General features: G+C 46.4%; 18 protein-coding genes. 15 read left to right on the forward strand and 3 right to left on the reverse strand.

Annotated features, from left to right (window positions below):
- Nucleotides 1-239 precede the first annotated feature (239 nt).
- Nucleotides 240-905: a pseudouridine synthase gene (locus OKC24_RS00005; RefSeq protein WP_131276057.1), complete on the forward strand. Its 666-nt coding sequence runs from the start codon at nucleotides 240-242 to the stop codon at nucleotides 903-905.
- A gap of 12 nt (nucleotides 906-917) precedes the next feature.
- On the opposite strand, the gene OKC24_RS00010 is transcribed toward OKC24_RS00005, so the two are convergent.
- Nucleotides 918-1058, reverse strand: a complete 141-nt coding sequence (locus OKC24_RS00010) for a hypothetical protein (protein WP_165499122.1) — start codon at nucleotides 1056-1058, stop codon at nucleotides 918-920.
- Between the two features lie 284 nt (nucleotides 1059-1342).
- Here OKC24_RS00010 and OKC24_RS00015 point away from each other — a divergent pair, with 284 nt between their 5' ends.
- From OKC24_RS00015 to OKC24_RS00065, 11 genes are all read left to right on the forward strand, one after another.
- Entirely contained in the window at nucleotides 1343-2287 is a 945-nt protein-coding gene (locus OKC24_RS00015) for an SNIPE associated domain-containing protein (RefSeq protein WP_131276056.1), read from the forward strand.
- Nucleotides 2288-2376: 89 nt separating this feature from the next.
- Complete coding sequence (locus OKC24_RS00020; protein WP_005007888.1) at nucleotides 2377-2787, forward strand: ribonuclease E inhibitor RraB; 411 nt, start codon at nucleotides 2377-2379, stop codon at nucleotides 2785-2787.
- Nucleotides 2788-3019: 232 nt separating this feature from the next.
- Entirely contained in the window at nucleotides 3020-3466 is a 447-nt protein-coding gene (locus OKC24_RS00025) for an SRPBCC family protein (protein WP_130144266.1), read from the forward strand.
- 8 nt (nucleotides 3467-3474) lie between these two features.
- Nucleotides 3475-3822 carry a DUF488 domain-containing protein gene (locus OKC24_RS00030; protein ID WP_130144265.1) on the forward strand — a complete coding sequence of 116 codons (348 nt, stop codon included), beginning with the start codon at nucleotides 3475-3477 and terminating at the stop codon, nucleotides 3820-3822.
- Nucleotides 3823-4009: 187 nt separating this feature from the next.
- Nucleotides 4010-4354, forward strand: a complete 345-nt coding sequence (locus OKC24_RS00035; RefSeq protein ID WP_130144264.1) for a zinc ribbon domain-containing protein YjdM — start codon at nucleotides 4010-4012, stop codon at nucleotides 4352-4354.
- A gap of 110 nt (nucleotides 4355-4464) precedes the next feature.
- Nucleotides 4465-4830 carry a 5-carboxymethyl-2-hydroxymuconate Delta-isomerase gene (locus OKC24_RS00040; protein WP_131276055.1) on the forward strand — a complete coding sequence of 122 codons (366 nt, stop codon included), beginning with the start codon at nucleotides 4465-4467 and terminating at the stop codon, nucleotides 4828-4830.
- A gap of 232 nt (nucleotides 4831-5062) precedes the next feature.
- Nucleotides 5063-5398, forward strand: a complete 336-nt coding sequence (locus tag OKC24_RS00045; RefSeq protein ID WP_130144263.1) for a YegP family protein — start codon at nucleotides 5063-5065, stop codon at nucleotides 5396-5398.
- Between the two features lie 118 nt (nucleotides 5399-5516).
- On the forward strand, nucleotides 5517-6176 hold the full coding sequence (locus tag OKC24_RS00050) for a DUF2939 domain-containing protein (RefSeq protein ID WP_131276054.1): 660 nt from the start codon (nucleotides 5517-5519) through the stop codon (nucleotides 6174-6176).
- 124 nt (nucleotides 6177-6300) lie between these two features.
- Nucleotides 6301-6735, forward strand: a complete 435-nt coding sequence (locus OKC24_RS00055) for a YybH family protein (RefSeq protein WP_130144261.1) — start codon at nucleotides 6301-6303, stop codon at nucleotides 6733-6735.
- 491 nt (nucleotides 6736-7226) lie between these two features.
- Nucleotides 7227-7631, forward strand: a complete 405-nt coding sequence (locus OKC24_RS00060; RefSeq protein WP_131276053.1) for an NUDIX hydrolase — start codon at nucleotides 7227-7229, stop codon at nucleotides 7629-7631.
- A 118-nt stretch (nucleotides 7632-7749) separates the two neighbouring features.
- The gene (locus OKC24_RS00065) at nucleotides 7750-8823 is read left to right on the forward strand and encodes a DUF1176 domain-containing protein (RefSeq protein ID WP_131276052.1); all 1074 of its coding nucleotides are present in this window, start codon (nucleotides 7750-7752) and stop codon (nucleotides 8821-8823) included.
- A gap of 58 nt (nucleotides 8824-8881) precedes the next feature.
- Here OKC24_RS00065 and OKC24_RS00070 read toward each other — a convergent pair whose 3' ends face one another.
- A complete protein-coding gene (locus tag OKC24_RS00070) occupies nucleotides 8882-9649 on the reverse strand; it encodes a hydroxymethylpyrimidine/phosphomethylpyrimidine kinase (RefSeq protein WP_131276051.1) in 768 nt (255 codons plus the stop codon).
- A 95-nt stretch (nucleotides 9650-9744) separates the two neighbouring features.
- On the opposite strand from OKC24_RS00070, the gene OKC24_RS00075 reads away from it, so the two are divergent.
- The gene (locus OKC24_RS00075) at nucleotides 9745-10413 is read left to right on the forward strand and encodes an HAD family hydrolase (RefSeq protein ID WP_131276050.1); all 669 of its coding nucleotides are present in this window, start codon (nucleotides 9745-9747) and stop codon (nucleotides 10411-10413) included.
- Here the strand turns inward: OKC24_RS00075 and OKC24_RS00080 are convergent.
- Nucleotides 10410-10892, reverse strand: a complete 483-nt coding sequence (locus OKC24_RS00080; RefSeq protein ID WP_131276049.1) for a hypothetical protein — start codon at nucleotides 10890-10892, stop codon at nucleotides 10410-10412. The genes OKC24_RS00075 and OKC24_RS00080 overlap by 4 nt on opposite strands.
- A gap of 224 nt (nucleotides 10893-11116) precedes the next feature.
- On the opposite strand from OKC24_RS00080, the gene OKC24_RS00085 reads away from it, so the two are divergent.
- The gene (locus tag OKC24_RS00085) at nucleotides 11117-12286 is read left to right on the forward strand and encodes a low temperature requirement protein A (RefSeq protein WP_265464459.1); all 1170 of its coding nucleotides are present in this window, start codon (nucleotides 11117-11119) and stop codon (nucleotides 12284-12286) included.
- 93 nt (nucleotides 12287-12379) lie between these two features.
- A complete protein-coding gene (locus OKC24_RS00090; RefSeq protein WP_213073341.1) occupies nucleotides 12380-12793 on the forward strand; it encodes a TM2 domain-containing protein in 414 nt (137 codons plus the stop codon).
- Nucleotides 12794-12910: the final 117 nt, after the last annotated feature.

Consider the following 12910-nt stretch of genomic DNA (forward strand, 5'->3'; position numbering starts at 1 on the left):
CAGGATAGTTGAAGTAAACGATTCCGTTTTCTCTTACACCGCCCTTAAAATTCCGTTCTAATAAAATGATAAAAACAATAAAGATTACCGCTTTTTATTTCAAACCGCTCATCGTTTCATTTTCAGCCCAACTTAAAATTGGCCATCCAGCATTGCTGAATGCGGAATCTGTTCCAGACATTGACACATGAAAATGCAGTTGCTATGTTGCGCCAAAATTTTCCCAGTATTGCAGCGCTATGCCCTTAGACGACAACTTTATCTATATGCCTCCGCAACAGCCGCTGATGATTGTCTATGAAGATGATGATCTGGTGGTGATTGATAAGCCTGCAGGGCTGCTGTCTGTGCCGGGGCGGCTGCCTGAGCATCAGGACAGCGCTTATCTGCGCGTGGTGGAGAAATTTCCGAATGCTAAAATTACCCACCGCTTGGATATGGCAACCTCAGGCATACTGATGTTTGCCAAGCACCGCGATGCGGAAGTGGCGGTCAGCAAAATGTTTCAGGCGCGGACCGTGAAGAAGAATTATATTGCTTTAGTGCAAGGCCGGCTGGAAGGCGCAGGCAGCGTCAATGAACCGTTAATTACAGATTGGGAAAACCGGCCGCGGCAAATGGTGCATTATGAATTGGGCAAGCCTGCGCAAACGCTGTATCGAGGGCTGAGCTATGATGATGCGCAAGCAGTCAGCCGTGTGCTGCTGACGCCGATTACAGGCAGATCGCATCAGCTGCGGGTGCATATGATGCATATTGGACATCCCATTACCGGCGATAAAATCTATCATCCGAATGCCGCGCAGAGCCCTTTAAAGCGCATGGCGCTGCACGCCAGCTATTTGGCTTTTATCCAGCCTTTGAGCGGGAAAGCCGTCGAAATTAATGGCAATGTACCGTTTTAAGAACAGTGGAAATTATTCAGGCTTCAGCTGCGCGGTTTGCCTTGGCGAATGCGCCGAGAACGGCTGGCGGCAGGCGCTTGGAATGATTGTGTTGCTGGCGCGGCCCAGCAGGCTGTTGGATGCCTGATCATGCTGCCGCGCAGAAAATAACACTAAAAATGAAAGACAATTAAAATGAAAACTTGGCTAATATCAAATGTTTATAAAATCAGTTTTTGTTTTTCAAAATATTTCCATTGAAACAAAGCAGCTTCAGCAATAATAAAAAAGACAATAAAAAAGATAAGCTTATTTAAGAATCATGGCGCTTGTCCGCTAATCGTATTTTACCGCTCAGCTGTTGAAAGCTTATTCAGGATCGCCTATTCATTATAAAGAAAAGATCATCTGCATAAATGAACGCAAGAGGGTGAAATTCCTCATGCCGAGGAGCAGCGATGCCGTATCCGTATATTATGTTCATTGCACTGCTGGCTGTGCTGACAGCATTATTGCTGTTCACTTGGCAGCAGCTGAAGAAAAGCCGCCAATTATCAAATGCCTTGCAGGACAATTTAGCGCATGCCCGCAATGAGCTGAACCAGCATGAACAGCAGGCCAATGAGATGAAATATGATATGACGCAGCTGCGGATTCAGCTCAGCGGCTTAAAGGTTTCTGTCAATCAGCTCAGCCAGTATCAGCATGTATTAGATATCGAAAAATATGTGATCACCCGCCGCCTGCAGGCCGACAGCTTTATTGAGCTGACGAAAATGAACGCTGAAATCATGCTGAATGAGATCAAAGAGCAAATCGCGCAGGTCAAGGATTTTTTGACAGCGCATCAGCACACAACCCAAGCCTATATCGAGCAAAAAGCGCAGGAAAAACTCAAAGCCTATTGGGGGCAAGCGCAGGCGCTGCAGGAGCGCGATGACGTTATGCAGGCGCTGGAACGGAAAATTAACGGCTATCAGCAGCATTATTTTGCGCCCATTCAGCATTTGCAGAAACAGCTGATTGACGGCTACAGCGGCTCAGATGCCGCGCAGCATTTACTGCAGCTGCGCGCCCAAATTCAGGAAGCGAATCATGCCGGGCGGGTTGCCGAATGCCATTATCTGGATGAGAACCGCTGTCAGGCCGCGATTGCATTGGTTGCATTGGTGTTTAATGCAAAAGCGGACTTGTATTTATCATTGCTGAATGGCGAAAATGTGGGCCAGCTGCTGCAGGAGCTGCGGGATGATTATCAGCTGATCAACTTTCATGGCAATCATTTCAGCCATGCGCAGCTGTACGAGTCATACTTAAATTTAAGGCTGGAAGAGCTGAAGTTTATGGCCTTAATGCAGGAAGCGCCTGACCGCCAAATACTTGAGCAGGATGAAGCATGCTGATCGAAAAATGCTGCGTAATAAATCTCCAAACAGCAGCAAATTTCGGCTAATCTAAAAGCGGCACAACAAAAGCAGAATAAGGACAATATATGACACGCGATTACCAGCAATTCCCAGATGATGATAATGGCAATGTATTATGGCAAATGCTTGAAGATGGCGATGATCTGAGCGTAGCGCATGAAATTGAATATTCCATTGCCTTTCAGCATGAAGAGAAAGCTGACCAATGCGCCATTTACCTGCTGAAAGAAGAACAGAAAATCAGCCTGTTTGAAGATGAGGAATCGGGTGAATGGATCATTACCATTTATGTGTACATGGAGCCTGAGTATGCCGATATTGTCGATTTAGAAGAATGGTTTACCAAAATTGCAGGGCAGTTTTCAGGTGAATATGACGGCTGGGGCTGCATGGCCTATGTATATGATGACGATCTCGAAGAGGATGACGAAGACGCCGCATTCGATGCTGAAAATGCAGACGGAAAGCTGAATTAAACGTTGACGCTGCAGTTAAATGAAAGCCTCGCGCTGAAATCGCCAGGCTTTTTTTAATCCATCCTGCATCGGTAAAAGCGCAGCAGGCTCCTGCCCACAGTCAGATGTAAAAAATGATTGCTGTTCAATTATCCTACAGAAAAGCGCTGGATCATTTTTAGGCAGGCGGATAAATTGATAGCAATAGCGCAAATGCATGACATCATGAATATGATGACCGTGGAGAAAAACAATGAAAAATACCGTACAGCTGCATCGCGTTTTCAGTGCCCCGCCAGAGCGGGTGTTCCGTGCATTTACAGACCCAGACGCTTTAGTGAAATGGATGCCGCCGCATGGTTTCAGCGCGCATGTTGAGTATGCTGAAATATCGACAGGCGGCAGTTACCGGATGCATTTTACTAATTTTTCTACAGGAACCAAGCATTCTTTTCACGGCAAATACCATCAGGTGATACCAAATCAGCTTTTGCGCTATACCGATCACTTTGACGCGCCTGAATTGGCGGGTGAAATTGAAGTGACTATTGAATTCAAAGAAGTCAGTGTGGGAACTGAAGTTAGAATTACCCAAACGGGGCTGCCTGACGTGATCCCAGCCGATGCCTGCTATTTAGGCTGGCAGGAGTCGCTGCAGCTGCTGTCTTTTTTAGTCAACCCCGCTATTCCGGATGAGTAAAGCGGTCTATGGATATACAGATTAAACGGATTTATGACCCTGCTGATGCCGCAGACGGCAAGCGGATCTTCATTGACCGCCTCTGGCCCAGAGGCATAAAAAAAGAACAGGCGCTGCTGGACGGCTGGCCTAAAACATTGACGCCTTCCAATGAATTGCGCAAGTGGTATCATCAGGATATTGAACAGCGCTGGCCCGAGTTTCAGCAGCGTTATGCGGCGGAACTGGCAGGACAGCACGAAGCCATGCAGCAGCTGCGTGATTTGGCGCGTCAGCATAAAGTGACGTTGCTGACAGCGGCTAAAAATACTGGAAAAAGCCATGCCGATGTACTGAAGAAAATTTTAGAACAATAGGCAATCCTTTCGGCTCTATTGGAACAGCGTAGCGCAGAGGAAAACCTCCCGAAAGCGGAATAAAACCTTAAAATATTTACGTGATTTAAGTGGCTGAAAATTAAAAGTGATATAGTACGTGCTTTGAGCGCTGCGGCGGCTCTTTTTGTTTTTCCGTTTTTTCTTTTTTTCTTTTTTTGAGGTTGCCATGTCTTTACCCCTATGCCCAAAATGCCAGTCAGAATATGCCTATGAAGATGGCGATTTGCTGATTTGCCCTGAATGTTCATATGAATGGAAAGAGGGCGAGGCCGCAGACGGCGATGCGCAAAGCGTGATCAGCGATGCCAATGGCAATGTGCTGGCTGACGGCGATACTGTGACTGTGATTAAAGATTTGAAAATTAAAGGCTCATCTTCTGTGGTTAAGGTAGGCACTAAAGTGAAAAATATTCGCCTGCTGACCGATGCTGCCGATGGCCATGACATTGACTGCAAAATTGACGGCATTGGCGCAATGAAATTGAAATCTGAGTATGTAAAAAAAGCGTAAGTGAAGTTTCAGCTGCATTGCTCTATAAATGCGCTGTTTGAGGCAAATCATTCAGCGCACGCTGCTTTGGCAAGGCATAATAGCCTGAAACATTTAAGAGGCCTATGACCATGCCGCATATCCATTTGGAATATTCTGAGAACCTTCAGCCCTTTGACGCTAAGCCTGTTCTGGCAGCTTTAAACCGCGCTTTTTTTGAATCTGGCCATGTCAGCGATTTATCTGACATTAAAAGCCGTGCAGTGTGCCAGCAAGCCTACGTGATTGGTTTGGGAGAGGATGGCGGTGAAGCGTATCTGCATGCGAAAGTCTCTTTATTGACTGGCCGGAGCATCGCGGTGCAGCAGGAGATTTCAGCGCTGTTATTGCAGGTGCTACGGCAGCAGGTGCCGGCCCGGGAAAATTTGCGCATTCAGGCCTGTGTAGAAATGCTTGAAATAAATAAAGAAACGTACAGCAAGCATATTTTAAAATAAAAACAACAAAGCAAATGCAGCAGCTGCTGCATTTGTTTTGTTTTATTTTTTATTTAATTTTTTGAAAAATAACAATATTTGTAGTTTATTCCTGACGGATGGGAAGTGCCTTGAGCTGAAATAAAAAGTATTGTTTTCTTTGATAAATTTCAATTATATTCATAATAATAGAATAAATTTTAGACAATGTAATTCTATCGAATACAAACTTTATAACGAAAAGAGGTGTGAGATGGCGGGGTGGTATGAACTTAGTCAGGCAAGTGACGGGCAGTTCCGTTTTGTGCTTAAAGCAGGCAACGGTGAAGTCATTTTGACCAGTGAATTGTATAAAGCCAAAGCTTCAGCGCACAATGGGATAGAATCTGTTCAGAAGAACAGTTCAGACGATAGCCGTTATGAACGCTTAGAGGCGAAAAACGGCAAGCCGTATTTTAATTTGAAAGCGGCCAATCATCAGATTATTGGCACCAGTCAATTCTACGGCAGTGAGCAGTCGCGGGATAAAGGCATTGAATCAGTTAAAAATAATGGCAGCAGTGAAACCATTAAGGATTTAATTGGTTAATCAATCGCTGTTGTGCAGGCAGGATGCAATCACATATCCTGTCTGCATGAGCGTGAAAAAGCATGTTTCGGCATGCTTTTTTGCGTTATTCAGGGCAAGGCTGGAGCCAATACAGAACATGAAAGCTTTAAAATTTGCACTTGCCGGCATGGTCATGGCCGCGCTCATCCTGTTTTTTGCTTCGCCTTATTGGGTGCTGTACCAAATCAATCAGGCGTATCAGCAGAATGATGCTGCCGGCATTGCCAAATATATTGATTTCGACCAAGTCAAAAAAAGTTTGCAGCCGCAAATTGAGCAAAAATTGAGTGCAGCAGCGGGACTTGAACATTTGCCTGGCGCTTTGCAAAAGTGGGGCCATCAATTGAGCAGTGTAATCAGTACTCAAGCCGTCGATGCGGCGGTAAATGAGCACACCATATTTTTATTAATGCAGGGCAAGGGGCTAAAAGAATCCTTGCAGCAAAGCCTGACGGAGAATTCTGCGGCAATGCCTGAATCAATCCGCAATCTTCTTGCGCAGCAGGCATCAGCAGCCAGCCAATCAGAAAAAATTGAGCAAGACCTTGCCAAGCCTGAAATGGATGCGCAAGGAACAGCGGAACAATCCAGCCTTGATGCTCAGGAAAAACGGCCTAAACCCAAGATGAAAGCGCACTACACTGGTCTGAACAGTTTTGAAATCGCTGTGCCGAATGATGCGGGCGAAATAACGCATGTTGAAATGCGGCGTTCTAATCTTAGCTGGAAAATAGTGAATATCCAGTTGCCAAATTAATTTATAATATATTCGCTAGTTTAATATGCTTTTAAACTAAAATTAATAATAGATCTACAATACAGCCAGATTTGGCAACAATTGCCAAAAAAAAGGAACTCTTTAAATATATGGGAGGGACAGAGTGAAAATAACCGGTGATCAATCTGCGGGACTTGAAATTCTAGCTGTCTTAAACAGTTGGGATAAAGCCATTTGCAGCTTAGATATGAATCAAATTGCGGAGCACTGCGCTGCAGAGGTCAATTTGTTTGATGTGACGATGGAACTGCAAGGGCTTAGCTCTTATCAAAAGGTTTGGAGCGCATACGAGGACTATTTTAGAACTGGCCTGCGGGTCTTCCGTGATCAGCTGAATATACATGCTGAGCCAGACATGGCATTTGTGCATGGTTTTTGCAAAATTGATGTTGAAAGCGGTAAGCCGACTCCTGGCGTTGTCTGGTGCAGAACGACCATTTGCCTCAGGAAAAAAAGTGGAAAATGGAAAATTATTCATCAGCATGTTTCTTTGCCGCATCCTGTTGAATCGATAGTGTCTATGGAGTGGAATATTTAGGCCGCGCTGCAGATTTTATCAATTTAAATTTTCGGGCTTACCGGCTATGCGCGCCTCATTGATTGAGGACAGTCCAATGAATCATCAAAAACAATTTGCATGAACATCCAGCAAAAATAAAGCCGCAGCCGAAAATGCGGATTTCAACTTTCAGTTCCTTTTTTCGCTGGCTGTGAATGGCAGCCAGCAAAATGCAAAAGAGCGGCTGTAGACACCCGCCTAGCATTTCTCCATTTCCTAAATAACAGCATCGGCTTTGATGCAGGCCAGCTGTTGCACAGCACAGCGGGTTTGGCTTTGGATAGTTTTGGCTCTAGCAATAAAATATCTGTGTCATGAGCGAAAATGATTCAGTGAAGTTTAAGGCCTCGCTGCAGGTTTTAATGCTGATCGGGCTGGATGCCGCTATGCTGAAACTGGAGCAGATGAAATAAATGCATGAATATTGGACAATGGCAGGCTGGGTATTGGGTTGAGCTGCAGAGGCGATTATGGGGTTTCATGATTTTTATCGAATGAGTGCGCATGCAGTTATTGTCAACGCGCAGCATCAGGTGCTTCTGCTCAAGGCAAATTATGCGGATCATGCCTGGGGCCTGCCTGGCGGCGGTTTGGATATGGGCGAGACCATTCATCAGGCGCTGCTGCGGGAGTGTCAGGAAGAATTAGGCTGTGCAGTCGATGTGGCTTATTTGTCCGGCGTTTATTTTCATGCCGCGGTTTGTTCACATGCTTTTATTTTCCGCTGCGCTTTGCCGGAAAATGCGCAGATTCAGCTGAGCGAAGAACATTCTACTTACCGCTGGTTTGCCTTGGAGGAGTTAAGCGCGGTACAGCGCATACGTGTGGACGATTGCCTGCAGTTTGATGGCATGGTGCGTAGCAGGAGTTTTTAGCTAAAGTGTAAAAATATGAATGCTTTGTATGGCGGGCATCTGAAATTTTGTATTGAACTTTGATTGCAAGGCATTATTCAGTATTCTGAGAGAATGTCCAAAAATTGAGAGTGCAGCCATGATGATACGCCATAAGCCTCTGCCGCTGCATGTTGCCCTGAGTTTTGCATTTTTCAGTCTGTACAGCGTCAGTCAACTCAGCGCTGCGGAAACCATTTCAGGCACGCATTTTCTGTATAAGGACTGGGAGCTGGCCTGTGACAATACCGGTACTTGCCGCGCTGCGGGCTATCAGGCCGATGATCATTTAGAACGGCCAGTTTCTGTATTGCTGCAGCGGGCTGCTGGAGCAAATGCGCCGCTTACGGCTTGGGTGAAAATTGATCCAGAACAGCTGCCGGCACGCGGAAAACGCTTGGCTGTGCATATGCTGGGGCGCAGCTATGGCACAGTGGCAATCCATGAGCAGACCGGAGAAGGCAAGCTGTCTGCCGTGCAGACAGCCGCATTGCTTCAGGCTGTGCAAAGCGCAGCGTCCATCATTTGGACAGCAGAGCAGACTGAGTGGGCGTTATCGCCAGCAGGCGCCAGTGCCGTTTTGCTGAAAATGGATACTGTACAAAAAAGGCTGGGAACGCCTTCTGCTTTGACTCGTAAAGGCAATCAGCCTAATAGTGCAGTGCTGAAACCGCAGGCTTTGCCTTTGATCCTCATTAAGAATTACCGCCGCGGCATAGCAAAGCATTTGGATGTGAATGCTGCAGAGGCCCAAAAACTGGTGCAGGAATTCAGGAAGTCAGTAAATAAAGACAGCTGCTGGACGCTGTATGAGCAGAATTATCTGCCGGAAGATCAAATCACGATTTACCCGCTGAACCGTCAAAATGTTGTGGTCGAAGCGCCGTGCTGGCGCGGCGCTTACAATTATGGATATGGCTATTGGGTGATGGACAGCGCATTGCAGCAAACCCGCCAGCTGGTGACAGTATCAGGCTCCAGTTTCAGTGAAGGGCAAATTTTTGCAGTGCAAAAAGGGCGCGGCCTGGCTGATTGCGGTTCGCAAGAAGAATGGGCGTGGAATGGCAGCCGTTTTGTGCAAACCTACAAAGCCATTCAGGCGCAATGCAAAGGCTTTGCTGGCAGTGCATGGCAAATGCCTGTGTTTATTTCAAAAGTACAGGCTGCGCAATAAAAAGCGCCCCAACGGGCGCTTATTTTTTGATGTGAAATGCAGCTAGCTATATTTAGAGCTAAAAGCGCTTAGGAATTTTCTGCCCGTTTGGCACAGGTGTTTCAGCATTCTTCAATACACCAAAAAGCCAGACTTCGGCATGATGCACGGCAGTTTTTACATCATCCCCTAAGGCCAGCCGTCCGGCAATATAGCTGGCCAGCGAGCAGCCGGAGCCATGGTATTCACCGTCCAAACGCGGGCATTGGGTTTCAGACACTAATTCACCCTGAACATATAAAGCATTGCGGATGAATTCGGGCGTAGCTTCATGGCCGCCTTTGACCAATACGGCCTGAGCGCCCATAGCAAAGAGTTTTTGGATTGCCCGCTGCAGATCCTGTTCACCGGTTAAAGCCCGCAGTTCGATGGTGTTGGGCGTAATCAGCGTGGCCAGTGGAATCAGTGCAGCAAAGGCTTTAACCAAAGTATCCTGATCGCCTAATGAGCCGCCGCTATTGGCCACTAAAACCGGATCTAAGACATATAAATATTGCGGCTGTTCCTGCAGAAACTCTGCCAGCGCAGCAATATTGTCCGTGGTGCCCAGCATGCCGGATTTGACGCATTTGATTGGCAAATCTTTCACGACGGCATGCGCCTGCGCCAGCAGCAGCTCTTTAGAGGTCGCGCTGAAGCCAAAAACCTGCTGTGAGTTTTGAATGGTCAATGCTGTACAGGCAATGGCGGCATGCGCGCCGCTTTGGCCAATGGCTTCAATATCCGCCTGCAGCCCAGCGCCGCCAGAGGGGTCTAAACCGGAAAAGCACAATACGGTTGGCCGCATAATGGAATCCTTCTGATGCAAAATTTGGGTTAGTATAGGCAAGTTTCAGGCAACACTCGAGTGCATTTTGCAGAGTGGCGAATAAGGTGCAGGGCGTGATTAAAAATATATTGATTGATTTGGATGGAACGTTGACAGACCCCAAAGTCGGCATTACTGCATCGGCGCGTTATGGGCTGGAAAAAGTGGGGCATCCGATTAATGAGCATATCAATATCGACTGGATTATTGGCCCACCGCTGAAAGCATCACTGGCGAAAATTCTTAATGTGGCGCTCGATGATCACTTGGCTGAGCAGGCTTTGCTGGGGTATAGAGAGCGCTTTTCGGTCACCGGCCTGTTTGAAAATCAGGTCTATCCGCATGTGCCGGAAACACTAGAAGCCTTAAAGCAGCAAGGCTTTAAACTGTATGTCGCGACAGCGAAACCAACCGTCTATGCCAAGCGGATCTTAGAGCATTTTCAATTAGCGCCGTATTTTAGCCGGATTTACGGCAGCGAGCTGTCGGGTGAGCGCACCAATAAGGCAGAGCTGATTGCCTATATTCTAGAGCAGGAACAGCTGGCCGCCGCAGAATGTCTGATGGTCGGAGACCGTGAATATGATGTGTTAGGCGCGCGCCATAATGGCATCGACAGTATAGCTGTGACTTATGGTTACGGCAGCGCAACAGAACTGGCGCATGCGCAGCCGAAAAAGCAGATTGAGTCCTTTGCCGATTTAGCCGCGGTGATTCCATCGCTTTGCAGCCAGCCGGCTTAAAGCGAGGGGCTGGTTTTTTCAAGTGACAGCACGGCGGCCAGTGCAATCAGATACAGCACAATCAGGCCGATCATCATCATGCGGAACGTGCGTGAAGCTTTTACGGGCAGTTTTTCATGCGCTAAAGGTTCACCATTTTTAAAAAATATTTGCACCATGCGGGCATTGGCGCTTAATGCAATTTCACGGATGGCTTGAATTTCAATGCCATCCAGCTGTGCTTCTGTACGGTCCATCAGCTGAATAAAGACAATCGGCTGTCCAAATTCATTCCATTTTAAATTGGCCTGCTGCAAGAGCTGTGCAAAATGATGTTCCGCAACGGGGTAATTCACGGCAAAACTGTCTAGGCTGTCAAAGGAAATGGGGCACATTTCTTGCGCAAGCAGGGTTTGGCTGGGCGACAGCAGCGACATCTGCTGCTGTGCAATCTGTACCCAAAGCGCCTGCGGATACAGTTCTAAATAATCTTGAATCATTTATTATAGAATTGGTTTTTATTTTAAAGCAGTATGTCACTGATTTTTTGATAAAAGAAGTTATTTTAAGTAAAGCGGCCTTAATTGGATTGCCTTTGCAGCCAGCAGTGTGATGAGCAGGCAGCAATTGGAACCGAAAAAACTATTTATTTTGTAAGCCTGCTTGTTTCTCCGAATTTAATTTGAAAAAATTTGCCTGAATCCATGAATCGTCAGAATAACAAATGCCAAATTATTTTTCATTCGCTCATGCATGGCTCAAGCCGATTGCGCCGCGTGACCCGCATGAGAAGCACCGAGTCGCAACTTCTTTAGAATTGCTGTTTGATTTAATTTTTGTTGTGGCGATTGCGACTGCGGGGCAGCAGCTGCATCATGCCATCATTGAAAATCATTTGGCGCATGGCCTGACTTTGTATGGCATGGTGTTCTTTGCACTGTGGTGGGCGTGGATGAATTTCAGCTGGTTTGCTTCAGCTTATGACAATGATGATGCGCTGTACCGAATTTTAACCTTTATACAGATTATAGGCTCGCTGGTGATTGCTGCAGGCATTCCCAGCGCATTTCAGCAGCAGGACTTTGATGTCATTATCATCGGCTATGCCATTATGCGGCTGAGCTTAGTCACGCAATGGCTCCGTGTTGCAAAACATGATGCTGAACGGCGTCAAACGGCGCTGCGTTATGCTTTCGGCATTATTCTGGTGCAGTGCGGCTGGCTGCTGTTTCACTTTTCGCCGATACAGTTCACGGTCTATTTATTTGCGCTGCTGGCGGCCGCCGAGCTGTGTGTGCCTGTTTTTGCAGAAGCGGCCAGCCGCACGCCGTGGCATGCGCATCATATTGCTGAACGCTATGCGCTGCTGACGATTATCGTGCTGGGGGAGTCGATTGTCGGCTGTTCAATCGCCATTACCGATGCCTTGAATAATCAGCGTTTCAGTACCGAACTGATTTTTCTGATGATTGGCGGTCTGGTCATGATGTTCACCATGTGGTGGGCCTATTTTGACAGTGAGATTGCAGAAAGGCTGAACAGCCGAAAAATGGCCTTTGCGTGGGGCTATGGGCATTTTTTTGTGTTCATCAGCATTGCGGCCATTGGCGCAGGGCTGGCTGCCGCCGTTGATGTCGTGTCGCATGAGGCTCTGATCAGCTCTATGCATGAAAGCTATTTCGTGGCGATCAGCCTGATTGTGTATACCTCTAGTCTGTACATTCTGCATGAAGCGCATCATCAAAGCGGTTTGAAGAAATGGCTTTATCCGCTGACAGTGGTGATTGTATTGTGTATTCCTCAGTTGATTGGGCCTGCGGGGTATGCCATTTTTGCCATGGCGGCGGTATATGCGCTAAGGCTGATTTTATCTAAATGCTATTTGAGGCGCTAAACAGATAGACGTATTTGCTTTATTTTGAGTTTGAGGATTTCATGGCATAATCTTGAATACAAACATAAAAATGCAAAAATACTGAGGGGTAATATGAAAGGGCAAATATTAGATTTCTCCATTCAAAGTAATACGGGTGCGATCAGTGGCGATGATCAAAATCGTTACCAATTTTCGGGTAGCGATTGGAAGGGGCAGAGTCATCCTGCTCGAGGACAGTTTGTAGACTTTGAAATTAGAGGCTTAGGGCAAGCGGCTAATATTTACCAAATATCTGTTCCTTCTGCACTAGGTACTCAATATGGTCAAAAAAGCCGAATTGCCGCAGCAATTTTGGCTTTTTTTCTTGGTGGATTTGGGATTCATAAATTTTATTTAGGTCAAATAGGCTGGGGAATTATTTATCTGCTTTTCTGTTGGACCTTTATCCCTTCAATCGTTGCTTTCATTGAATTCATTATTTACTTATGTACGTCAGATGAAGATTTTGCCCGTAAATATGGTTAAGTTGATAAACAATAAAAAGGCGCTAAGTGCGCCTTTTTATTGTTTAAGACCTTGGACTGGCTGTTCCTCTTGGTTCATATTGGCTTTGGTATTTGTTGCTTACCAAATAAATAAGAG

The sequence above is a fragment of the Acinetobacter entericus genome (assembly GCF_026168575.1).
Taxonomy (GTDB): domain Bacteria; phylum Pseudomonadota; class Gammaproteobacteria; order Pseudomonadales; family Moraxellaceae; genus Acinetobacter; species Acinetobacter bouvetii.

What these genes read in the sequence shown, in the direction of transcription:
- OKC24_RS00005 (WP_131276057.1), top strand. Translation starts at nt 240, where the DNA reads ATGCCCTTAGACGACAACTTTATCTATATGCCTCCGCAACAGCCGCTG.
- OKC24_RS00015 (WP_131276056.1), top strand. Translation starts at nt 1,343, where the DNA reads ATGCCGTATCCGTATATTATGTTCATTGCACTGCTGGCTGTGCTGACA.
- OKC24_RS00020 (WP_005007888.1), top strand. Translation starts at nt 2,377, where the DNA reads ATGACACGCGATTACCAGCAATTCCCAGATGATGATAATGGCAATGTA.
- OKC24_RS00025 (WP_130144266.1), top strand. Translation starts at nt 3,020, where the DNA reads ATGAAAAATACCGTACAGCTGCATCGCGTTTTCAGTGCCCCGCCAGAG.
- OKC24_RS00030 (WP_130144265.1), top strand. Translation starts at nt 3,475, where the DNA reads ATGGATATACAGATTAAACGGATTTATGACCCTGCTGATGCCGCAGAC.
- OKC24_RS00035 (WP_130144264.1), top strand. Translation starts at nt 4,010, where the DNA reads ATGTCTTTACCCCTATGCCCAAAATGCCAGTCAGAATATGCCTATGAA.
- OKC24_RS00040 (WP_131276055.1), top strand. Translation starts at nt 4,465, where the DNA reads ATGCCGCATATCCATTTGGAATATTCTGAGAACCTTCAGCCCTTTGAC.
- OKC24_RS00045 (WP_130144263.1), top strand. Translation starts at nt 5,063, where the DNA reads ATGGCGGGGTGGTATGAACTTAGTCAGGCAAGTGACGGGCAGTTCCGT.
- OKC24_RS00050 (WP_131276054.1), top strand. Translation starts at nt 5,517, where the DNA reads ATGAAAGCTTTAAAATTTGCACTTGCCGGCATGGTCATGGCCGCGCTC.
- OKC24_RS00060 (WP_131276053.1), top strand. Translation starts at nt 7,227, where the DNA reads ATGGGGTTTCATGATTTTTATCGAATGAGTGCGCATGCAGTTATTGTC.
- OKC24_RS00065 (WP_131276052.1), top strand. Translation starts at nt 7,750, where the DNA reads ATGATGATACGCCATAAGCCTCTGCCGCTGCATGTTGCCCTGAGTTTT.
- OKC24_RS00070 (WP_131276051.1), bottom strand. Translation starts at nt 9,649, where the DNA reads ATGCGGCCAACCGTATTGTGCTTTTCCGGTTTAGACCCCTCTGGCGGC.
- OKC24_RS00080 (WP_131276049.1), bottom strand. Translation starts at nt 10,892, where the DNA reads ATGATTCAAGATTATTTAGAACTGTATCCGCAGGCGCTTTGGGTACAG.
- OKC24_RS00085 (WP_265464459.1), top strand. Translation starts at nt 11,117, where the DNA reads ATGCCAAATTATTTTTCATTCGCTCATGCATGGCTCAAGCCGATTGCG.
- OKC24_RS00090 (WP_213073341.1), top strand. Translation starts at nt 12,380, where the DNA reads ATGAAAGGGCAAATATTAGATTTCTCCATTCAAAGTAATACGGGTGCG.